This window comes from Acidovorax temperans (genome assembly GCF_028596105.1).
In the GTDB taxonomy this organism is placed as follows: Bacteria; Pseudomonadota; Gammaproteobacteria; order Burkholderiales; family Burkholderiaceae_C; genus Acidovorax; species Acidovorax temperans.
In genome coordinates, this window is record NZ_CP117193.1 from 2,147,501 (window position 1) to 2,167,283 (window position 19,783).

Here is a 19,783-nt window from a genome sequence, read left to right on the forward strand (position 1 = left end):
CACATTGAGCGGCTACCAGAGTGAGTGGTAGGTAGCCACTCAGAGGGACGAATCAATTAAGAGCGACGCGACGACCGTCGTTATACGTATATAAAGTGACCGCCGGAGTAGTCAACTCCCCCTTGGATGTGAAGGCAATGTTAGCTGTAACACCCTTGTAGTCCGTTTTCGAGATAAAAGCGTTGAACACCTTGGGATCAACAGAGTTAGCGCGCTTCATCGCATCCGCCAGCACCATCGTAGCGTCGTAAGCGTATGGACTGTAAATCTGAAACTGACCAGGAAACTTAGCGTCGTAGCGTTTTTTCCAATCAGCGCCACCTTGCATTTTGTCTACGGAAGCACCACCCGTAGCGCATGTGACGTTCTTGAGCGCTTGAGTTTTACTTGCAAGCTCGGGCAGCTTTTCAGTGCACAGAGCATCACCTCCGAAATACTTCACGCCAGACAACCCCAGCTGCTCCATTTGACGCAACATAGGCCCAGCTTGAGCATCAAGCCCACCGTAAAAGATGGCATCAGGTTTTTTGTTCTTGATGGAAGTCAAGATGGCCATGAAGTCTGTGGCCTTGTCGTTGGTGAACTCTTCAGCGACAACTTTGACGCCTTTTTGTAGCGCTGTAGCTTTAAAGACTGACGCCACACCCTGCCCATAAGCAGTGCGATCATCAATGATCGCCACTGTCTTAATTTTGAGGTGGTCAGCTCCGAACAACGCCAGCGCAGCACCCAGTGCGTTGTCGTTGGCAATCAGTCGAAACGTTGTCTTGTGCCCTGGCTTTGTTAAGTCTGGATTGGACGCAGACGCCGTAATGTGAGGCATATCGCATTTGGCATAGACAGCTGAAGCTGGAATCGAGGTTCCAGACTGCAAGTGCCCCACCACACCAGCTACTTTTTGATCACACAACTTCTGTGCAACTGCGGTAGCTTGCCGAGGGTCTCCGGCATCGTCTTCTGCAGCTAGTTCAAATTTGATCTTCTTTCCACCAATCACCAAAGCTTGTGCGTTCAGATCCTCAACGGCCAAGCGAACCCCGTTTTCCGTATCTTTTCCAATGTGGGCAATCCCACCCGACACTGGACCGGCATGCGCGATTTTTACGACTTGAACGTCCTGCGCATGCGCCGTTCCAGCGATAAGAGCACAAGCAGCCACAACTCCGAGGGGACGGGAAGCAAAACGCCGCATGTTTTGATGAGGTACAGGAAAAACAAAAGACACGAAACGATCTCCAAAATTGATTGACTTAGGCTCTCACACTCTGAGCGCGCGACTGAGCGACCAGCATGTTAGCAAGCCCAACTCCTGTAAAGGGCAGATGCTGTGCGCACATATTAGTCCACTTCGAGATCGCGCATATTGACGAGGCGTTTGAAGCAGCGTCTGAGATGCGCTTCTCTACCGAGAACGATAATTGAGGCATGTCCCTACTTCCCCACCAGTTAGAACTGCTATCGCCTGCGCGCGACACAGACATTGGCATCGAAGCCATCAACCACGGCGCCGATGCCGTCTACATCGGCGGCCCGGCCTTTGGCGCGCGGGCCAGCGCAGGCAATGACATCCGGGACATCGAGCGCCTGGTGAATCACGCGCACCGCTTCAACAGCCGCATCTTCATCACGCTCAACACCATCCTGCGCGACGACGAGCTCGAAGCCGCGCGCCAGATGGCCTGGCAGGTGTACGAGGCGGGCGCGGATGCATTGATCATCCAGGACATGGGCCTGCTCGAAATCGACCTGCCGCCCATCCAGCTGCACGCCAGCACCCAGACCGATATCCGCACGCCCGAGAAAGCACGCTTCTTGCAGGACGCGGGCCTCTCTCAGATCGTGCTGGCACGCGAACTGACGGTGCAGCAGATCGCCGCAGTGCACAAGGCGCTGGGGCCCGTGGATGCGCCGGGGCGCGCCAACATCGAGTTCTTCATCCACGGCGCGTTGTGCGTGGCCTACAGCGGCCAGTGCAACATCAGCCATGCGCAGACGGGCCGCAGCGCCAACCGGGGCGACTGCAGCCAGGCCTGCCGCCTGCCCTACCAGGTGACGGATGCGCAGGGCCGCTTCATCGCGCATGACAAGCACGTGCTCTCCATGAAGGACAACAACCAGAGCGACAACCTGCGCGCGCTCATCGACGCAGGCGTGCGCAGCTTCAAGATCGAGGGGCGCTACAAGGACATGGGCTACGTGAAGAACATCACCGCCCACTACCGCGCGCTGCTCGACGAAATCATTGAAGAGCGCGAGGCGCAAGGCCGCCCGCTGTCGCGCTCGTCCAGCGGGCGCACCACTTTCACATTCAAACCCGACCCGCTCCAGAACTTCAACCGCGAGTTCACCGACTACTTCGTGACGGGCCGCAAAGAAGACATCGGCGCCTTCGACACCCCCAAGAACCCGGGCCAGGCCATCGGCTGGGTGACGAAGGTGGGCCCCGACTTTGTGGAGCTGGAAGTGAGCGACCCCGCCACCGTGCTGCACAACGGCGACGGCCTGTGCTACTACGACCTGCACAAGGAACTGGTGGGCATGGCCATCAACGTGGCCGAGCCGGTGTCGGCACGCAGCGTCGGCCAGTGGCGGGTGTACCCCAAGGACCCGATGGACGGCTTCAAGGACCTGCGCAAGGGCACCGAAGTCAACCGCAACCGCGACATGGACTGGGTGCGCACGCTGGAGAAAAAGTCCAGCGACCGCCGCATTGGCCTGTGGGCGCACCTGAGCGAAACGCCCACCGGCTTCAGCCTGATGCTGACCGACGAAGACGGCAACGTGGGCAGTGCCGAGGTGCAGCAGCCCCACCAGCCCGCCACCGATGCCACCAAGGCCGAAGCCAGCCTGCGCGAGCAACTGGGCCGCTTTGGCGCAACGGTGTTTGCGGTGCATGACATTGCGCTGCAGTTGTCACAGCCCTGGTTTGTGCCCGCGTCAGTGCTCAACGCCCTGCGCCGCGATGCGGTGGCCGATCTGGAAGCCAACCGCGCCCGCAACTTTGCCCGCCTGCCACGCGCGACACCGGTGGAGCCCCCTGTGCCCTACCCCGAAGACACGCTCTCGTTCCTCGGCAACGTGTTCAACCATAAGGCCCACGACTTCTACGTGCGCCACGGCGTGAAGGTGATCGCTGCAGCCTACGAGGCGCATGAAGAAGAAGGCGAAGTCAGCCTCATGATCACCAAGCACTGCGTGCGCTTTTCCATGAGCCTGTGTCCCAAGCAGGCCAAGGGCGTAACGGGTGTGCAGGGCACCATCAAGGCCGAACCCTTGATGTTGATCAACGGCAAGGAAAAGCTGACCTTGCGCTTTGACTGCAAGCCCTGTGAAATGCACGTGGTGGGCAAGATCAAGCGCCAGGTGCTGAACCAGGTGCCAGAAGCCCCGCTCCAGTTCTACAAAGCCCGGCCGCAAGTCGCGCACTAATACAACGCGAAGAAGTCCTTGTGTGGGCGTGCGGCCCGTTTCACCGATTGCCGCATGTCCCCATCCACCGCGCCGCACCTGCACCCTACCGAGGCCGTCGCCCAGGCCCATGGCGTCAACCCTGACGCAGGCCTGCATGCCGAAGAGGCGCAGCGCCGCAACGCCACCCATGGCGCCAATGAACTGGCTGCATCCCAAGACCGCCCCTGGTGGCGTCTGCTGGCCGACCAGTTCAAGGACTTTATGGTGCTGGTGCTGCTGGGCGCGGCCGTCATATCGGGGCTGGTGGGCGAAGTCACCGACACGCTGGTGATCCTCGTCATCGTAGTGCTCAACGCCGTCATCGGCTTTGTGCAGGCCTGGCGCGCCGACCAGGCCATGGCTGCGCTGCGCCAGCTGGCGGCGGCACACGCCACCGTGCTGCGCGGCGGCAGGGTGCAGGTCCTGCCCGCTACTGAGCTGGTGCCCGGCGACATCGTGCTGCTGGAGGCTGGCAACCAGATCCCGGCCGACCTGCGACTCATCGAGATTGCGCAGCTACAGGTGGACGAATCGGCCCTCACGGGTGAATCCGTGACCGTGGCCAAGCAGACCGAAGCCCTGGCGGCCGAAGACGTGGGCGCGCTGGGCGACCGCACCAACATGGCCTTCAAGGGCACCACGGCTACGCATGGCCGCGCACGCGGGCTAGTAGTGGCCACCGGCATGCACACCGAGCTGGGCAAGGTCGCCACGCTGCTTGACACCGGCGACCGCAGCACGCCGCTGCAACTGCGCCTGGCAGCCTTTGGCAAGCGCTTGGCCATCGCGGTGCTGGGCATCTGCGCCGTGATTTTTGTGGTGGGCATCCTGCGCGGCGAAGTGCCCCTGCTCATGGCGCTGACAGCCATCAGCCTGGCCGTGGCTGCCATCCCCGAGGCCCTGCCGGCCGTGGTCACGGTGCTGCTGGCCCTGGGTGCGCGCCGCATGGTGGCCGTGCACGCGCTGGTGCGGCGCCTGCCGTCGGTGGAAACGCTGGGGTCGGTCACCACCATCTGCTCGGACAAGACGGGCACGCTCACGCAGAACCGCATGCATGCCGAGCTGCTGGTGGCGCACGGTGTGCGCTGGGTGCCCGGCGACCCCCTGCCCGGTGCGGCCCACGCCGAGGCCCTGCGCGCCGCCGCACTGTGCAACGACGCCACGCTCCAGGCAAAGAGCGAAGAGGGTCCGTCAGGCACCCAGTGGCTGGGCGACCCCACCGAAACCGCGCTGGTGCTGGCCGCCCACGCGGGCGGGCTGGACAAGGCCCAGCTCGACGCCGCCAGCCCCCGCATGCAGGAGCAGCCCTTCGACTCCGACCGCAAGCGCATGATGACCTTCCACCGTGCGGCGCAAGGCTTTGTGGCCTACACCAAGGGCGCTACAGAATCGGTGCTGCCCCGCTGTACCGCCCACTGGACGCCCGAAGGCGCAACCGCACTCGACACCGCCCGGGTCCTCGGCACTGCCCAGCAGCTCGCCGCCCAGGGCCTGCGCGTGCTGGCCCTGGCCCGCCGCAGCCACGCCCGACTGCCGGACACCAACGACATCGACGCAGTAGAAAACCAGCTGGAGCTGCTGGGCCTGATCGCCCTTATCGATCCACCCCGCCCCGAGGCCCAGGCCGCAGTGCGCGACTGCATCAGCGCGGGCATCACGCCGGTGATGATCACGGGCGACCACCCAGCCACCGCACGCGCCATTGCGCACCGGCTGGGTATCGCGCGCAGTGCCGATGCTCCGGTACTCACCGGCGCCGACCTGGCCACGCTGGACGACGCCGCGCTGCGGGCCAAGGTGGAGCAGGTGCAGGTCTACGCCCGCGTGGACCCGGCGCAAAAGATCCGCATCGTCGAGGCCCTGCAGGCCCAGGGCCACTTCGTCGCCATGACCGGCGATGGTGTGAACGACGCCCCGGCGCTCAAGCGCGCCGACATCGGCGTGGCCATGGGCCAGGGCGGCACGGACGTGGCGCGCGAGGCGTCGAGCCTGGTGCTGCTGGACGACAACTTCGCCACCATCGTCGCAGCGGTGCGCGAAGGCCGCCGCATTTACGACAACATCCGCAAGTTTGTGCGCTACGCGATGACCGGCAACTCGGGCGAGATCTGGACCATCTTCCTTGCGCCGCTATTGCTGTTGCCCATTCCTCTGCTGCCCATCCACATCCTGTGGGTCAACCTGGTCACTGATGGCCTGCCGGGCCTGGCGCTGGCGGCCGAACCGGCCGAGCGCGGCATCATGCAGCGCCCGCCCCGCGCGCCGCGCGAGAGCTTGTTTGCGCATGGCATGTGGCAGCACATTCTGGGCGTGGGCCTGCTCATTGGCGGGCTGTGCCTGGCAGTGCAGGCCTGGGCCCTGCACACCGGCCACGCGCACTGGCAAACCATGGTGTTCACCGTGCTCACGCTGGCGCAGATGGCGCATGTGATCGCGATCCGGTCCGAGTCCGAGCCCATCTGGCGCCTGGGCCTGTGGAGCAACCGCCCGCTGCTGTGCGCCGTGCTGCTCACCTTTGCGCTGCAGTTGGCGACCATCTATGTGCCCTGGCTCAACCCCATCTTCCGCACCGAACCACTGAGCCTGGGCGAGCTGGCGCTGTGCATCGGCGCCGCGCTGGTGGTGCTGGTGGTGGTCGAAATCGAGAAGGCATGGCGACGCAGCCAGCCGCAGCGGCGCACCACGCCAGAGCCCAGCGACAGCGCCCTGGACGAGCCTGCGACCTGAGGGTGCTCTGGGCACGCAAGAACGTCATAAGCACATAGCCAACGATTCGATGACGCCGTGGGCCAGCGGTGCCAGAATGGCCCGCGCCATCGGCACATTCGGCTTCGCCCCCGGCACGGGTGGAGGCCGGTTGCCCCACTCCCTTCCCTTCAACGAAAGAGACAGCTTCCATGAAAATCGAAACCCTGGCCGTACACGCTGGCTACAGCCCCGACCCCACCACCAAGTCTGCCGCCGTGCCCCTGTACCAGACGGTGGCCTATGCGTTTGACAGCGCCCAGCATGGGGCCGACCTGTTCGACCTGAAAGTGCCGGGCAACATCTACACGCGCATCATGAACCCCACCACCGACGTGCTCGAAAAGCGCGTCGCAGCACTCGAAGGCGGCGTGGCCGCGCTGGCCGTGGCCTCGGGCATGGCGGCCATCACGGCAGCCATCCAGACCATTGCCGAGGCCGGCGACAACATCGTCTCCGCCAGCACGCTCTATGGCGGCACCTACAACCTGTTTGCCCACACCTTCCCGCAGCAAGGCATCGAAGTGCGCTTTGCCGACCCGCGCGACCCCGCCAGCTTTGCCAAGCTGATCGACGTGCGTACCAAGGCCGTGTTCTGCGAATCCATCGGCAACCCGCTGGGCAACGTGACCGACATCGCCGCGCTGGCCAAGGTGGCGCACGACCACGGCGTGCCGCTGATCGTGGACAACACCGTGCCCAGCCCCTACCTGTGCCGCCCCATCGAGCACGGCGCCGACATCGTGGTGCACGCGCTCACCAAGTACATGAACGGCCATGGCAACAGCATCGGCGGCATCATCGTGGACAGCGGCAAGTTCCCCTGGGCCCAGCACAAGGAACGTTTCAAGCGCCTGAACGAGCCCGACGTGAGCTACCACGGCGTGGTCTATACCGAGGCCCTGGGCCCGGCGGCGTTCATCGGCCGCGCACGCGTGGTGCCGCTGCGCAACATGGGCGCGGCGCTCTCGCCGTTCAACGCCTGGCTGACGCTGCAGGGCATCGAGACCCTGCCGCTGCGCATGGACCGCATCTGTGACAACACCCTGGCGCTGGCGAGGTTCCTGCAAAGCAACCCCAAGGTGGAATGGGTGCGCTATGCGGGCCTTCCCGACCATGCCGACCACGCCGTGGCGCAACGCCAGATGGGCGGGCGCGCGTCGGGTATCCTGAGTTTTGGCCTGAAGGCCGTTGACGCCGACCCGCGCGCAGCCGGTGGGCGTTTCCTGGATGCGCTGCAACTCTTTACACGCCTCGTGAACATCGGCGACGCGAAGTCGCTTGCCACACACCCCGCGTCCACCACGCACCGCCAGCTCAACCCAGAAGAACTGGCAAAGGCGGGTGTGAGCGAAGGCATGGTGCGCCTGTCGGTGGGCATCGAGCACATTGATGACCTGCTGGCCGACCTACAGAATGCACTGGATCAAGTGTGATGACCTGCCAATGCTCGAAGACCTATCCATGACGCCACTCCTCATTCACTGATAGCCGAGCGCTCCCTGCAGGCACATGACGCTGACGCCTTGCAGGCACAATGCGCGCATGGATCAAGACAGGGAAAAATCCCCCGAACCCGCACCACTACGGACCCTTCCCGTGTTGGTTCGGGGCATCCTCTTGGTGTTTGCAATATTCAATTTGGCACTGGGAATAGTTGGTATCTTTGTTCCCGGGCTGCCCACCACGGTGTTCATCTTGTTGGCTGCCTGGGCCGCCGCAAAGAGCTCCCCGCCTCTTTACCGATGGTTGTGGAATCATCGGCTGTTCGGCCCAATGCTTCAAAACTGGGCCAGTGGCGGTTGCGTCAGCCGCAAGGCCAAATGGACAGCTTCAGCAGTGATGTCATCGAGCGTGGTCATCCTGTTGTTCAGCAACGCACCTCGCTGGGCAACTGCTACAGCCATTGCTTGCATGACCATTGTCTTGGCTTGGTTATGGCGCCGACCTGAGCCTTGAAGACAGAGTCTTCAAACAAAACAAGAGAATGTTGAGGAGCACATAATTTTGTGTATATAATCTAAGTCTTGTTCCTCGATAGCTCAGTCGGTAGAGCGCCGGACTGTTAATCCGTAGGTCCCTGGTTCGAGCCCAGGTCGAGGAGCCAAAATTTAGATAGCTTTGCAAATCTCAGCAAAGCAAAACCATACCGATTATTCCTCGATAGCTCAGTCGGTAGAGCGCCGGACTGTTAATCCGTAGGTCCCTGGTTCGAGCCCAGGTCGAGGAGCCAATTAAAAACCCTGCACTGCACAGTGCAGGGTTTTTTTTTGCTCAAGCATCCATGCAAACAACAAATACGGAATCATTGCTCACTTCGTCTAAAACGCTAGCTTAGTCACGCTTGAACCGCTCGCTGGAACTTTCTATCTGCACCACCTATGGACGTCGCACTGCCTTGGCTCGCCCCTGGGGACCCACTCCCCACTCCTGAATCCGCATGGGGACTTGATACACCGGCGCCGGGACTACTGGCCGCAGGCGGCACACTCGATACCGAGACTTTGTGTTGCGCCTACGCTCAAGGCACTTTTCCCTGGTTTAGCCATGGTCAGCCCATACTCTGGTGGGCTCCAGACCCACGGATGGTGCTCCAGGTGAACCAGTTCAAGCTACACCCTTCGTTGCGCAAGACTCTCAAAAAATTCCAAAATTCGCCAGAGTGCTCAGTCACTATAGACAAGGCGTTCTCACGGGTGATCCGAACTTGCGCCACCCAGAGCAGGAAAGGTCAAAACGGTACGTGGATCGTTCCATCCATGGTGGAGGCATATGAACAACTTCATGCCCTGGGCGTGGCGCACAGCGTGGAAACGTGGGTCGATGACAAGTTAGTCGGAGGTCTTTACTTCGTAGCACTGGGCAAGGCGGTGTTCGGCGAATCCATGTTTGCACATGCGACAGACGCCTCGAAAATTGCACTGGCTGCATTGGTGTGCATGGCAAAAGCGCAGGGCGTGCCTTGGATCGACTGTCAACAAAACACCAGACACCTGGCATCCTTGGGCGCAGCAGAAATACCACGCAAAACATTCGTTGCTGACATCCAGGCCCTTTCAAGCGAACCGGACCCTCTCTGGGTTTTTGAATCCGTATACTGGTCGCAGTTACTGTCCCGCTGAAACAAGGCATGACGCAACTCAATGACCTGCCACTGCACACGCTGCAGTACTACGCTACGGCGCCCTACCCCTGCAGCTACCTGCCAGACAGGGTGGCACGCTCGCAAGTAGCGACGCCCAGCCACCTTATTCAGAATTCCGTTTATTCGGACTTGGTGAACAAGGGATTCAGGCGCAGCGGCATGTTCACCTACCGCCCATATTGCGATGGCTGCCAAGCCTGCAAGCCATTGCGCATCGTCGCTGATGAGTTTTTGCCTGATCGCAGTCAGCTAAGGGCGCAGGCACGTCATCAGCACCTGCAAGCCCACATCTTGCGTTTGTGCTTCCTTCCCGAGCACTATCAGCTGTACCAGCGCTACCAAAAAGCCCGACATCCTGGCGGTGGCATGGATCAGGACAACATCGATCAGTACACGCAGTTTCTGTTGCAAAGCAGAGTCAATTCGCGATTGGTGGAATTTCGAGAGCCCGGTCCTGACGGGGTACCGGGCGCACTCAAAATGGTATCCATCCTCGATGTACTTGATGACGGGATTTCAGCGGTCTACACGTTCTTTGAGCCAGATGAGCGTTCAAGCTACGGGACTTACAACGTGCTCTGGCAGGTAGCACAGGCACGAAAACTGAGCCTCCCTTATGTTTACTTGGGGTATTGGATCCAAGAAAGCCCAAAGATGGCTTACAAAGCCCGCTTCAAACCCAGCGAAATCCTGGAAGATCAAGGCTGGCAGCGACAGGCATCTAGCTGACACTCACGCAAGGCGGGATCACATTTCACAAGGTAAGATGCAACAGCACATGCTGCGTCATAGCCCATGAAAAAAATAGATTCAGATATCCCAGCCAAACCAAGCGTACAAGTCCTTGAACGGATGTTCACCCTGATAGATGTCTTGGCCTCACGCGAAGATGCCATCTCATTGAAGGAAATCAGTGAAAAGACAGGGCTGCACCCCTCCACCACACACCGCATCCTGAACGACTTGACCATCGGTCGATTTGTTGATCGACCAGAATCTGGCAGCTATCGCCTAGGAATGCGCCTGTTGGAGCTGGGCAATCTCGTCAAAGCCCGCTTGAGCGTGCGAGATGCTGCATTGGTGCCTATGCGCAACCTGCACAAGCTCATCCAACAACCCGTCAACCTGAGCATGCGCCAGGGAGACGAAATTGTTTACATCGAACGGGCCTACAGTGAGCGATCTGGTATGCAGGTGGTTCGCGCCATTGGCGGCAGAGCGCCTTTGCACTTGACCTCTACCGGAAAATTGTTTTTGGCGCTGGATGACCCGCAACGCGTCCGCGCTTACGCAACCCGTACTGGGCTAGCCGGGCACACCCGCAACAGCATCACCCAACTACCCATTTTGGAGCGCGAGTTGGCAAAAGCCCGGCAATATGGCATTGCTCGTGACAACGAAGAGCTGGAATTGGGCGTTCGATGCATTGCCGCCGGCATTTATGACGACCAAGGCAAACTGGTGGCGGGCCTTTCGATTTCTGCACCAGCGGATCGGCTGGACGAAGGCTGGCTACCAAAACTTCAGTCCACAGCGCAAGAAATCTCATTGGCACTGGGCTACACGCCCGGCCGCACAGCGAGCCCCTGAAATAGCAAAGCCCAAGGCACCTTCGATGCCCTGGGCTTCAAAAGCGCCGGCTATCAGCCGTGGCTTCCTTTTTGAGCCGTCATCTTGGGCGCTCCAAAAGCGCGGGCTGACTCAACCCAGTTTCTCACCCGCTCTGCATCTCCCAGACGACTGAACTTACCCGCAGAGTCCAGGAAAACCATAATCAGCTTGCGCCCTGCAACCTCGGCCTGCATCACCAAGCAACGACCTGCTTCCGAGATGTAGCCTGTCTTCTGAAGACCAATGTCCCAGGTAGGGTTTTTCACCAGACCATTCGTGTTGTTGTACTGCAGCGTCTTGCGCCCCACGGCCACCTCATAGCTGGGCGACGTAGACAACTCCCGCAGCACTGGGTCCCTATGTGCCACGTTCACCAAGGTGGCCAGGTCACGTGCACTGGCTTGGTTCTGGCTTGATAAACCAGTCGGTTCCACATAACGCGTATCTGTCATGCCAAGCATGCGAGCCTTCGCGTTCATGAGGCTCACGAACGTAGCCAAGCCGCCGGGGTAAGTACGTCCAAGGGCATGCGCCGCACGATTCTCGCTGGACATCAACGCCAAGTGGAGCATCTCGCCACGGGTCAGGGTAGTGCCTACGCTCAAACGGGACCGGCTTCCCTTTTCTGTATCTACATCATCCTGGGTGATGGTAATGGGTTCATCCATCGGTAACTTGGCCTCGCTGATGATGAGACCTGTCATCAGTTTGGTGAGGGATGCAATCGGCAAAACAGCATGATCGTTCTTGCTCAGCAACACTTCACTCGTGTCTTGGTCAATGACCAAGGCAACGCTCGACTTCAAATCCAAGGGATCAGACACCTCATGCAACCCAGCCATCTGCCCAAATGACAACTTGGCCGGGACCGCCGGAGCACGCGAAACAGCCGAAGCCTTGACGGGGCGAACCCCGGCTTTCGCACTCACGCGCCGACGGTCGTTGGCCTGGCGATCAGAAGAACGCAGGGTCACGGCCACACGGCGATCAGCAGTTTTTTTGGTGGAGGCGGTGGCTGAAGGTGCCACCTTTTTGACGGTAGCTCGCTTGCGCTCTGCGGCATTTGCAGAGGGGGCGATGAGCGCGGAACTGACGATGACAAGACCCAAGATGGAGGCAATCCGGCTCACTGCGGTGCGAAAGCGATGTTGCATCCAGGTGCTCCAAACGTAAAGGAATGTGTGGCAGTGTACAGAATCAAAAAAAGTCGCGCAAGATCAAGACCTTGCACGACTTTTAACGAAATTGGTTGAATTATAAATTGCTTACTCAACCTTGGGCGGCCACTCTGTCTGCTTTACTTTGTAATTTATTCAGCGCGCTCAGATAAGCTTTGGCAGAGGCCACCACGATGTCAGGATCGGCACCCACGCCGTTGACGACGCGGCCGCTGTTTTGCAATCGCACCGTCACTTCGCCTTGACTCTCTGTGGAGCCACTGATGGCGTTCACAGAATAGAGCACCATCTCGGCACCACTTTTGACGTGCGACTCAATCGCCTTCAACGATGCGTCCACAGGACCGTTGCCAACAGACTCTCCACGCACTTCCACGCCATCTACCGTGAAAACTACGCGGGCACGTGGCTGCTCACCCGTTTCACTTTGCTGGGCCAACGATACAAACCCATATTGCTCGCGCTCACTGGTAACACTCTCATCACTCACCAGGGCCAGAATGTCCTCATCAAAGATCTCGCTCTTGCGATCAGCAAGTTCCTTGAAACGAGTGAACGCCGTGTTGAGTTCCGTCTCGCTCTCAAGACTGACGCCCAGTTCCTGCAAGCGTTGCTTGAAGGCGTTACGCCCACTGAGCTTGCCCAGCACGATCTTGTTGGCGCTCCAGCCCACGTCTTCCGCACGCATGATTTCATAGGTGTCACGGGCCTTGAGCACACCATCCTGGTGAATGCCAGAAGCGTGTGCAAACGCGTTGGCGCCGACCACCGCCTTGTTGGGCTGCACCACAAAGCCAGTCGTCTGGCTGACCATGCGGCTGGCCGCCACGATGTGCTGGGTGTCGATCGCCAAATCCAGCTTGAAGTAATCACGACGGGTTTTGATGGCCATGACCACTTCTTCCAACGAGCAATTACCAGCGCGTTCGCCCAGCCCGTTGATGGTGCATTCCACCTGACGCGCACCACCAATCATCACGCCGGCCAGCGAGTTGGCTACAGCCATGCCCAAGTCGTTGTGGCAATGCACAGACCATATGGCCTTGTCGCTATTGGGAATGCGCTCACGCAGCGTTTTGATGAAGTTGCCGTACAGCTCAGGAATTGCGTAGCCCACCGTATCGGGCACGTTGATGGTGGTTGCGCCCTCGGCGATGACCGCCTCCAGCACACGGCACAGAAAATCTGGCTCGCTGCGGTAACCGTCCTCAGGGCTGAACTCGATGTCGGCCACCAAATTGCGCGCAAAGCGTACCGATTGCTTTGCTTGCTCCAGCACCTGCTCCGGAGTCATGCGCAGCTTCTTCTCCATGTGCAACGGAGACGTGGCGATGAAGGTGTGAATGCGCGCTGAATTGGCACCCCTGAGAGCCTCGGCAGCACGGGAAATATCGCGGTCATTGGCGCGGGACAGCGAGCAAATGGTCGAGTCCTTGATGGCATTGGCGATGGACTGCACTGCCTCAAAATCACCGTTCGAGCTGGCAGCAAACCCGGCTTCGATCACGTCCACCTTCAGACGCTCCAGCTGGCGCGCAATGCGCAGCTTCTCGTCTTTGGTCATGGAAGCCCCGGGGGACTGTTCACCGTCACGCAAAGTGGTGTCGAAAATGATGAGTTTGTCTGCCATGTCGTCTCTCCTGGTATTGGTGGGGTCAACCCGCAACGCTTGAAATTGGATGCCCAAAGAAAAAGGCCCGTTGCGGGTGCATACGGGCCTTTGAGAAAAAGTGTGCGCGTGCGCCTACCGTCTCCGCCCGTGGGGAGATAGCAGTAGAGCCAGTGCAAACATATTCATGCATTGCAATGTAGCACAAGTCATCCATCTGCCTTACCCTCATTTGTGAAGCCCACGCTCTTCGGGCTCATCGGTGGAGGTGCTGATCACACTGCTATGCTGACCCTTGGCCTTGCGCCAGGCATACACGCCATAGCCGCTCATGCCATACAGAACAAAAATGCCAAACAGCACGATGGGGGGATGGATATTGATGACGGCAATCACCAGCGCGATGAGCACGATGGCTGCGAAAGGCACGCTCTTTTTCATCTGCACGTCTTTGAAGCTGTAGAACGGCACATTGGTGACCATGGTGAGACCCGCATACAGCGTGAACGCAAACATGATCCACGTGATCTGCGACCAGCTAAGCCACGAATCCTCACCCGGCCGCACTCCCAGTTCGGTCATCAACCAAATAAAGCCAGCCACCAACGCCGCAGCCGCAGGAGATGGCAGGCCCTGGAAGTAACGTTTGTCCACGACCCCAGTGTTCACATTGAAGCGAGCCAGACGCAACGCAGCGCAAGCACAGTAGACAAACGCAGCGGTCCACCCCCAATTGCCCAAACCCTGCAAAGCCCACTCATAGGCAATCAGGGCCGGTGCGGCGCCAAACGACACCATGTCCGAGAGCGAATCCATCTGTTCGCCAAAGGCACTCTGGGTGTTGGTCATGCGGGCCACGCGCCCATCCAGGCTATCGAGCACCATGGCACAGAAGACACCCACAGCGGCCATGTCGAAGCGGCCATTCATGGCCATCACAACGGAATAAAAGCCCCCAAACAAAGCCGCCAGCGTGAACAGATTGGGCAAGATATAGATACCCTTGCGCCGCTTGCGCACCGAGACACCGTGGTTGTTGCGGGACTCATTGCCATCGTGCATCAAACAAACCTCCAGCGCTTTGTGGACAAGCGCAAACAGCTATTATATTTGTAGCAACGCAGAATCCCGGGAAGCTGCGATGTCCACCACCCTCAAACGGGCAAAGGACGAGTGTAGCCGTTACCCATGCTGCGATCGACCAATGAAAAGGGCCACCGAAGTGGCCCTTGGATTCTGCAAGGCAAGATCAGTTGCGGGTCTGGTCCACCAGCTTGTTCTTGGCGATCCAAGGCATCATGGCGCGCAGCTGAGCGCCCACCAATTCGATGCTGTGGTCGGCGGTGTTGCGGCGGCGGGCGGTCATGCTTGGATAGTTCAAGCGGCCTTCCTGGATGAACATCTTGGCGTAGTCACCGTTCTGGATACGCTTGAGCGCATTGCGCATGGCGGCGCGCGATTGCTCATTGATCACTTCAGGGCCGGTCACGTACTCGCCGAACTCGGCGTTGTTCGAAATCGAGTAGTTCATGTTGGCAATGCCGCCTTCGTAGATCAGGTCCACGATGAGCTTGAGCTCGTGCAGGCATTCGAAGTAGGCCATTTCAGGAGCGTAGCCAGCTTCAACCAGGGTTTCGTAACCCATCTTGATCAGCTCGACAGCACCGCCGCACAGCACGGCCTGCTCGCCGAACAGGTCGGTCTCGGTTTCTTCCTTGAAGTTGGTCTCAATGATGCCGGCCTTGCCGCCACCGTTGGCCATGGCGTAGCTCAAAGCCAGGTCACGGGCCTTGCCGGACTTGTCTTGGTGCACAGCCACCAGGTGGGGCACGCCGCCACCTTGGGTGTACGTGTTGCGCACAGTGTGGCCGGGAGCCTTGGGGGCGACCATCCACACGTCCAGGTCAGCGCGGGGCACGACCTGGTTGTAGTGAACGTTGAAACCGTGGGCGAAGGCCAGCGAGGCACCTTGCTTGATGTTGGGGGCCACGTTGTTGTTGTAGACCTCGGCGATCTGCTCATCAGGCAGCAAGATCATGACCACGTCAGCAGCCTTGACTGCATCGTTCACTTCCATCACGGTCAGGCCAGCCTTGCCAACCTTGTCCCAGGAAGCGCCGCCTTTGCGCAGGCCCACCACGACCTTGACGCCGCTGTCGTTCAGGTTTTGCGCGTGGGCGTGGCCCTGCGAGCCGTAGCCGATGATGGCAACAGTCTTGCCCTTGATCAGGCTCAGATCACAGTCTTTGTCGTAGAAAACTTTCATGGGTAGCTCCGGTTGAAATACGTTGTAAAGGATAAAAGTTCGGGATTGTCTTACACGCGCAAGATGCGCTCGCCGCGGCCAATGCCGCTGGCGCCCGTGCGCACGGTTTCCAGAATGGCAGCACGGTCAATGGCTTGCAAAAAGGCGTCGTTCTTGGACTGATCGCCAGTGAGCTCGATGGTGTAGCTCTTCTCGGTCACGTCGATGATGCGGCCGCGGAAGATGTCGGCCATGCGCTTCATCTCTTCGCGCTCCTTGCCCACGGCACGCACCTTCACCATCATGAGCTCGCGCTCGGTGTAGGCGCCTTCGGTCAGGTCCACCACCTTCACCACTTCGATCAGGCGGTTCAGGTGCTTGGTGATCTGCTCGATCACGTCGTCAGAACCCGTGGTCTGGATGGTCATGCGCGACAGCGAGGGGTCTTCCGTGGGGGCCACGGTCAGGGACTCGATGTTGTAGCCACGGGCAGAGAACAAGCCCACAACGCGGGACAAGGCGCCCGCTTCGTTTTCGAGCAAAACGGCAATGATGTGTTTCATGATGATGAGATTCCTCTTTTCGCTGCCCTCCCCTGCGCACGGTAATGCGCAGGCTTGACAGACAATAGATTCGTCAAAAAATGCTATCAATTAGATAGCTGCTAGCGCTTTACAGAAAAGCGCTGGAGGCCGATTTTGCTTAAAGGTCTTCCGAACCCAGCAGCATTTCGGTAATGCCCTTGCCGGCCTGCACCATCGGGAACACGTTCTCGGTGGGATCGGTACGGAAGTCCAGGAACACGGTGCGGTCCTTGAGCTTGCGGGCTTCGCGCAGCGCGGGCTCCACGTCCTGAGGGCGCTCAATGAGCAAGCCCACATGGCCGTACGCTTCTGCCAGTTTCACGAAGTTGGGCAACGCGTCCATGTAGCTGTGGCTGTAGCGGCCCGAGTATTCAATCTCTTGCCACTGGCGCACCATGCCCAGATAACGGTTGTTCAACGCACAAATCTTGATCGGTGTGTTGTACTGCAGGCAGGTGGACAGTTCCTGGATGTTCATCTGCACCGAGCCTTCGCCGGTGACGCAGAACACTTCAGCATCAGGCTTGGCCAACTTGATACCCATGGCGTAAGGGATACCCACGCCCATCGTGCCAAGACCACCCGAGTTGATCCAGCGGCGCGGCTCATCAAAGCGGTAATACTGGGCAGCCCACATCTGGTGCTGACCCACATCCGACGTGATGTAGGCATCCGCGTCTTTAGTCATGTTCCAGAGCGTTTCAACCACGTACTGGGGCTTGATGACATCAGGCGAGCCCATGTCGTACTTGAGGCACTGGCGGCTGCGCCAGGCTTCAATCGTGTCCCACCAAGCCGACAGCGCACCCGCATCGGGGCGTGTGCTGCTTTCGCGGATCATGGAAATCAGCTCGGTCAACACATCTTTGACGTCGCCCACGATCGGCACGTCCACCTTGACGCGTTTGGAGATGCTGGAAGGATCGATATCGATGTGGATGATCTTGCGATCGTTTTGCGCAAAGTGCTTGGGATTCCCGATCACGCGGTCATCAAAGCGCGCCCCCACCGCCAGCAGCACGTCGCAGTTCTGCATGGCGTTGTTGGCTTCAATGGTGCCGTGCATGCCCAGCATGCCGAGGAACTTGCGGTCAGAAGCCGGGTAAGCCCCCAGGCCCATCAGCGTGTTGGTGACGGGGTAACCCAGCATATCCACCAGCGTGCGCAACTCGTTCGTCGCGTTGCCCAGCAACACGCCGCCACCGGTGTAGATGTAGGGACGTTTGGCGGCCAGCAGCAGCTGGAGCGCCTTGCGAATCTGGCCACTGTGGCCCTTGCGCACGGGGTTGTAAGAGCGCATTTCTACGCTTTGTGGATATCCTGTGTAAGGCACCTTCTTGAAAGAGACATCCTTGGGGATATCCACCACCACCGGCCCTGGACGGCCAGAACGGGCAATGTGGAATGCCTTCTTGAGCGTCATGGCCAGATCGCGCGGATCTTTGACCAGGAAATTGTGTTTGACGATGGGGCGCGTGATGCCGACCGTATCGCATTCCTGGAAAGCATCCAGACCAATGGCTGCCGTGGGCACCTGACCAGAGATGATCACCATCGGGATGCTGTCCATGTAGGCGGTAGCGATGCCGGTCACGGCATTCGTGAGGCCCGGGCCGGATGTCACCAATGCCACACCCACTTCACCGGTGGCGCGGGCATACCCGTCTGCAGCGTGCACTGCGGCCTGTTCGTGGCGCACCAGCACATGCTGAATGGTGTCTTGCTTGTAGAGAGCGTCGTAAATATAGAGAACAGCTCCGCCTGGGTACCCCCAGATGAACTGAACGTTCTCTGCTTGAAGCGACTTGACGAGAATCTCGGAACCCATCAGATCCTGCGAAGCGTTCGCGGATGCCTGTGCAGCGGCTGCCACTGCGAGTTCTGCTTTGGAAATTTCCATGATCAACCTTTGTGAATTTCTCTAACGAAAAACCTTGGGTGCTCCTCGCACGCGCTCTTGTGAAGCCAGCTTGGAACTTGAGGCCAAGGACATAGGCGGGATGATTGCCGCGCCGGACCGTGACCCGTTTGCCTTTTGAATTGCTCACAGATTATCGCACTGCAACACAAGCTCACACGCTGCCTTTCAAAAAAAACATCAAAAATGAGATAATCGAGGGCTTACCAGCCTGTGGGTGTTGTTAGCACCACCAACCATGGCGTTGCACCATTGCGGGCCCATTTGTCTTGGCAACTGAACAAGAACTCTCCGATTTCCTCAAAAGCGTAGAAAAGCGCGCATTCAAGCGCTCGCTTTACCACGTGCGTAACGAGGAGGCGGCCCTGGACATCGTGCAAGACAGCATGCTCAAGCTGTCGGAGCACTACGGGGACAAGCCGGTAGCAGAGCTACCCATGCTGTTCCAGCGCATCCTTTCCAACTGCACCCTGGACTGGTTTCGCAGGCAAAAGACCCGCAACGCACTGTTTTCGAACATGAGCGACTTCGAAGGCCCAGGCGAAGATGGCATGGATTTTGATTTGCTAGAGGCATACTCTGGCCCAGACAACGGAGAGCGCGCAGAAAGCGCCGAAGACGAAACCACACGAGCCCAGACGTTTCGCGAGATAGAAACAGAGATCCAGGAGCTCCCCGCGCGTCAACGGGAGGCGTTCCTCATGCGTTACTGGGAAGAAATGGATGTTGCAGAAACGGCCGCCGCTATGGGCTGTTCCGAGGGAAGCGTAAAAACACATTGTTTCAGAGCCATCCAGACACTGAGCAAGGCACTCAAGGCCAAAGGAATCGAGTTATGAACACCGCACCCCACCCCTCTAACGACGCAGCCGCAGACCTTTTTGCTCGCCGGGTTGCGGCACGGATGACGCAAGGCACTGAAGACCTGCCCTACGACATCAGCGAACGCCTGCGGGCCGCTCGCATGCAGGCACTGGCCAAGCGCAAAGTGGTAGCACCGGTGCGCAAAGCAGCTCCCGTGGTGCTGCACTCCGGCTCCACAGCTATTTTGGGACGCGGAGGTGACGGCGGGTGGTGGAACGCGCTGGTATCGGCCATCCCCCTCATGGCACTGGTGATTGGACTATTCGCTATAAACGCAGCCCAAGACGAAAATGGGCTCAATGAAGTGGCGGAAGTGGATGCAGCCCTGCTCACCGACGACCTGCCCCCTGAGGCATATGCCGATCCAGGGTTCATGCAATTTTTGAAGACTGCTGCTGCGCGCAACTGACGCGCTTTTACCCTCCGCCCACGGC

16 protein-coding genes and 2 tRNA genes are annotated in these 19,783 nt (G+C 59.3%); 11 read left to right on the forward strand and 7 right to left on the reverse strand.

Going from position 1 to position 19,783, the window contains the following annotated elements:
• Nucleotides 1–52: 52 nt before the first annotated feature.
• On the reverse strand, nucleotides 53–1,192 hold the full coding sequence (locus tag PQV96_RS10180) for a branched-chain amino acid ABC transporter substrate-binding protein (protein WP_207375652.1): 1,140 nt from the start codon (nucleotides 1,190–1,192) through the stop codon (nucleotides 53–55).
• Nucleotides 1,193–1,425: 233 nt separating this feature from the next.
• Between PQV96_RS10180 and PQV96_RS10185 the strand changes: the two genes are divergently transcribed.
• The 9 genes from PQV96_RS10185 (at nucleotide 1,426) to PQV96_RS10225 (ending at nucleotide 10,930) form a co-directional block, all read left to right on the forward strand.
• Nucleotides 1,426–3,429 (forward strand): peptidase U32 family protein, encoded by a 2,004-nt coding sequence (locus PQV96_RS10185; RefSeq protein ID WP_273625174.1) that lies wholly within the window; start codon nucleotides 1,426–1,428, stop codon nucleotides 3,427–3,429.
• A gap of 54 nt (nucleotides 3,430–3,483) precedes the next feature.
• Nucleotides 3,484–6,177, forward strand: coding sequence for a cation-translocating P-type ATPase (locus PQV96_RS10190; RefSeq protein ID WP_273625175.1), 2,694 nt, complete (start codon nucleotides 3,484–3,486; stop codon nucleotides 6,175–6,177).
• A gap of 170 nt (nucleotides 6,178–6,347) precedes the next feature.
• On the forward strand, nucleotides 6,348–7,631 hold the full coding sequence (locus tag PQV96_RS10195; protein WP_273625176.1) for an O-acetylhomoserine aminocarboxypropyltransferase/cysteine synthase family protein: 1,284 nt from the start codon (nucleotides 6,348–6,350) through the stop codon (nucleotides 7,629–7,631).
• A gap of 109 nt (nucleotides 7,632–7,740) precedes the next feature.
• The gene (locus PQV96_RS10200; protein ID WP_084601096.1) at nucleotides 7,741–8,154 is read left to right on the forward strand and encodes a YbaN family protein; all 414 of its coding nucleotides are present in this window, start codon (nucleotides 7,741–7,743) and stop codon (nucleotides 8,152–8,154) included.
• A gap of 72 nt (nucleotides 8,155–8,226) precedes the next feature.
• Nucleotides 8,227–8,302: transfer RNA gene (locus tag PQV96_RS10205), tRNA-Asn, on the forward strand.
• A gap of 50 nt (nucleotides 8,303–8,352) precedes the next feature.
• Nucleotides 8,353–8,428, forward strand: a tRNA-Asn gene (locus PQV96_RS10210).
• A 148-nt stretch (nucleotides 8,429–8,576) separates the two neighbouring features.
• Nucleotides 8,577–9,317 carry a leucyl/phenylalanyl-tRNA--protein transferase gene (gene aat, locus PQV96_RS10215; protein ID WP_273625177.1) on the forward strand — a complete coding sequence of 247 codons (741 nt, stop codon included), beginning with the start codon at nucleotides 8,577–8,579 and terminating at the stop codon, nucleotides 9,315–9,317.
• Nucleotides 9,318–9,325: 8 nt separating this feature from the next.
• A complete protein-coding gene (locus tag PQV96_RS10220) occupies nucleotides 9,326–10,069 on the forward strand; it encodes an arginyltransferase (RefSeq protein ID WP_273625178.1) in 744 nt (247 codons plus the stop codon).
• Nucleotides 10,070–10,135: 66 nt separating this feature from the next.
• Nucleotides 10,136–10,930 (forward strand): IclR family transcriptional regulator, encoded by a 795-nt coding sequence (locus PQV96_RS10225; RefSeq protein ID WP_273625179.1) that lies wholly within the window; start codon nucleotides 10,136–10,138, stop codon nucleotides 10,928–10,930.
• Between the two features lie 53 nt (nucleotides 10,931–10,983).
• Here the strand turns inward: PQV96_RS10225 and pbpG are convergent, their stop codons facing one another.
• The 6 genes from pbpG to PQV96_RS10255 form a co-directional block, all read right to left on the reverse strand.
• Nucleotides 10,984–12,105: a D-alanyl-D-alanine endopeptidase gene (gene pbpG / locus PQV96_RS10230; RefSeq protein WP_273625180.1), complete on the reverse strand. Its 1,122-nt coding sequence runs from the start codon at nucleotides 12,103–12,105 to the stop codon at nucleotides 10,984–10,986.
• A gap of 115 nt (nucleotides 12,106–12,220) precedes the next feature.
• Nucleotides 12,221–13,759, reverse strand: coding sequence for a 2-isopropylmalate synthase (locus PQV96_RS10235; RefSeq protein ID WP_207374355.1), 1,539 nt, complete (start codon nucleotides 13,757–13,759; stop codon nucleotides 12,221–12,223).
• Nucleotides 13,760–13,966: 207 nt separating this feature from the next.
• Nucleotides 13,967–14,800, reverse strand: coding sequence for a CDP-diacylglycerol--serine O-phosphatidyltransferase (gene pssA / locus PQV96_RS10240; protein ID WP_066787937.1), 834 nt, complete (start codon nucleotides 14,798–14,800; stop codon nucleotides 13,967–13,969).
• Nucleotides 14,801–14,987: 187 nt separating this feature from the next.
• Entirely contained in the window at nucleotides 14,988–16,004 is a 1,017-nt protein-coding gene (gene ilvC, locus PQV96_RS10245; protein WP_142080854.1) for a ketol-acid reductoisomerase, read from the reverse strand.
• A gap of 50 nt (nucleotides 16,005–16,054) precedes the next feature.
• Entirely contained in the window at nucleotides 16,055–16,546 is a 492-nt protein-coding gene (gene ilvN, locus PQV96_RS10250; RefSeq protein ID WP_044396337.1) for an acetolactate synthase small subunit, read from the reverse strand.
• A 139-nt stretch (nucleotides 16,547–16,685) separates the two neighbouring features.
• On the reverse strand, nucleotides 16,686–18,467 hold the full coding sequence (locus tag PQV96_RS10255; RefSeq protein ID WP_066788672.1) for an acetolactate synthase 3 catalytic subunit: 1,782 nt from the start codon (nucleotides 18,465–18,467) through the stop codon (nucleotides 16,686–16,688).
• Nucleotides 18,468–18,754: 287 nt separating this feature from the next.
• Between PQV96_RS10255 and PQV96_RS10260 the strand changes: the two genes are divergently transcribed.
• Nucleotides 18,755–19,324: an RNA polymerase sigma factor gene (locus PQV96_RS10260; RefSeq protein WP_044396330.1), complete on the forward strand. Its 570-nt coding sequence runs from the start codon at nucleotides 18,755–18,757 to the stop codon at nucleotides 19,322–19,324.
• Nucleotides 19,321–19,758, forward strand: a complete 438-nt coding sequence (locus tag PQV96_RS10265) for a DUF3619 family protein (protein WP_066696526.1) — start codon at nucleotides 19,321–19,323, stop codon at nucleotides 19,756–19,758. Before PQV96_RS10260 ends, PQV96_RS10265 begins: the two co-directional genes overlap by 4 nt.
• Nucleotides 19,759–19,783: the final 25 nt, after the last annotated feature.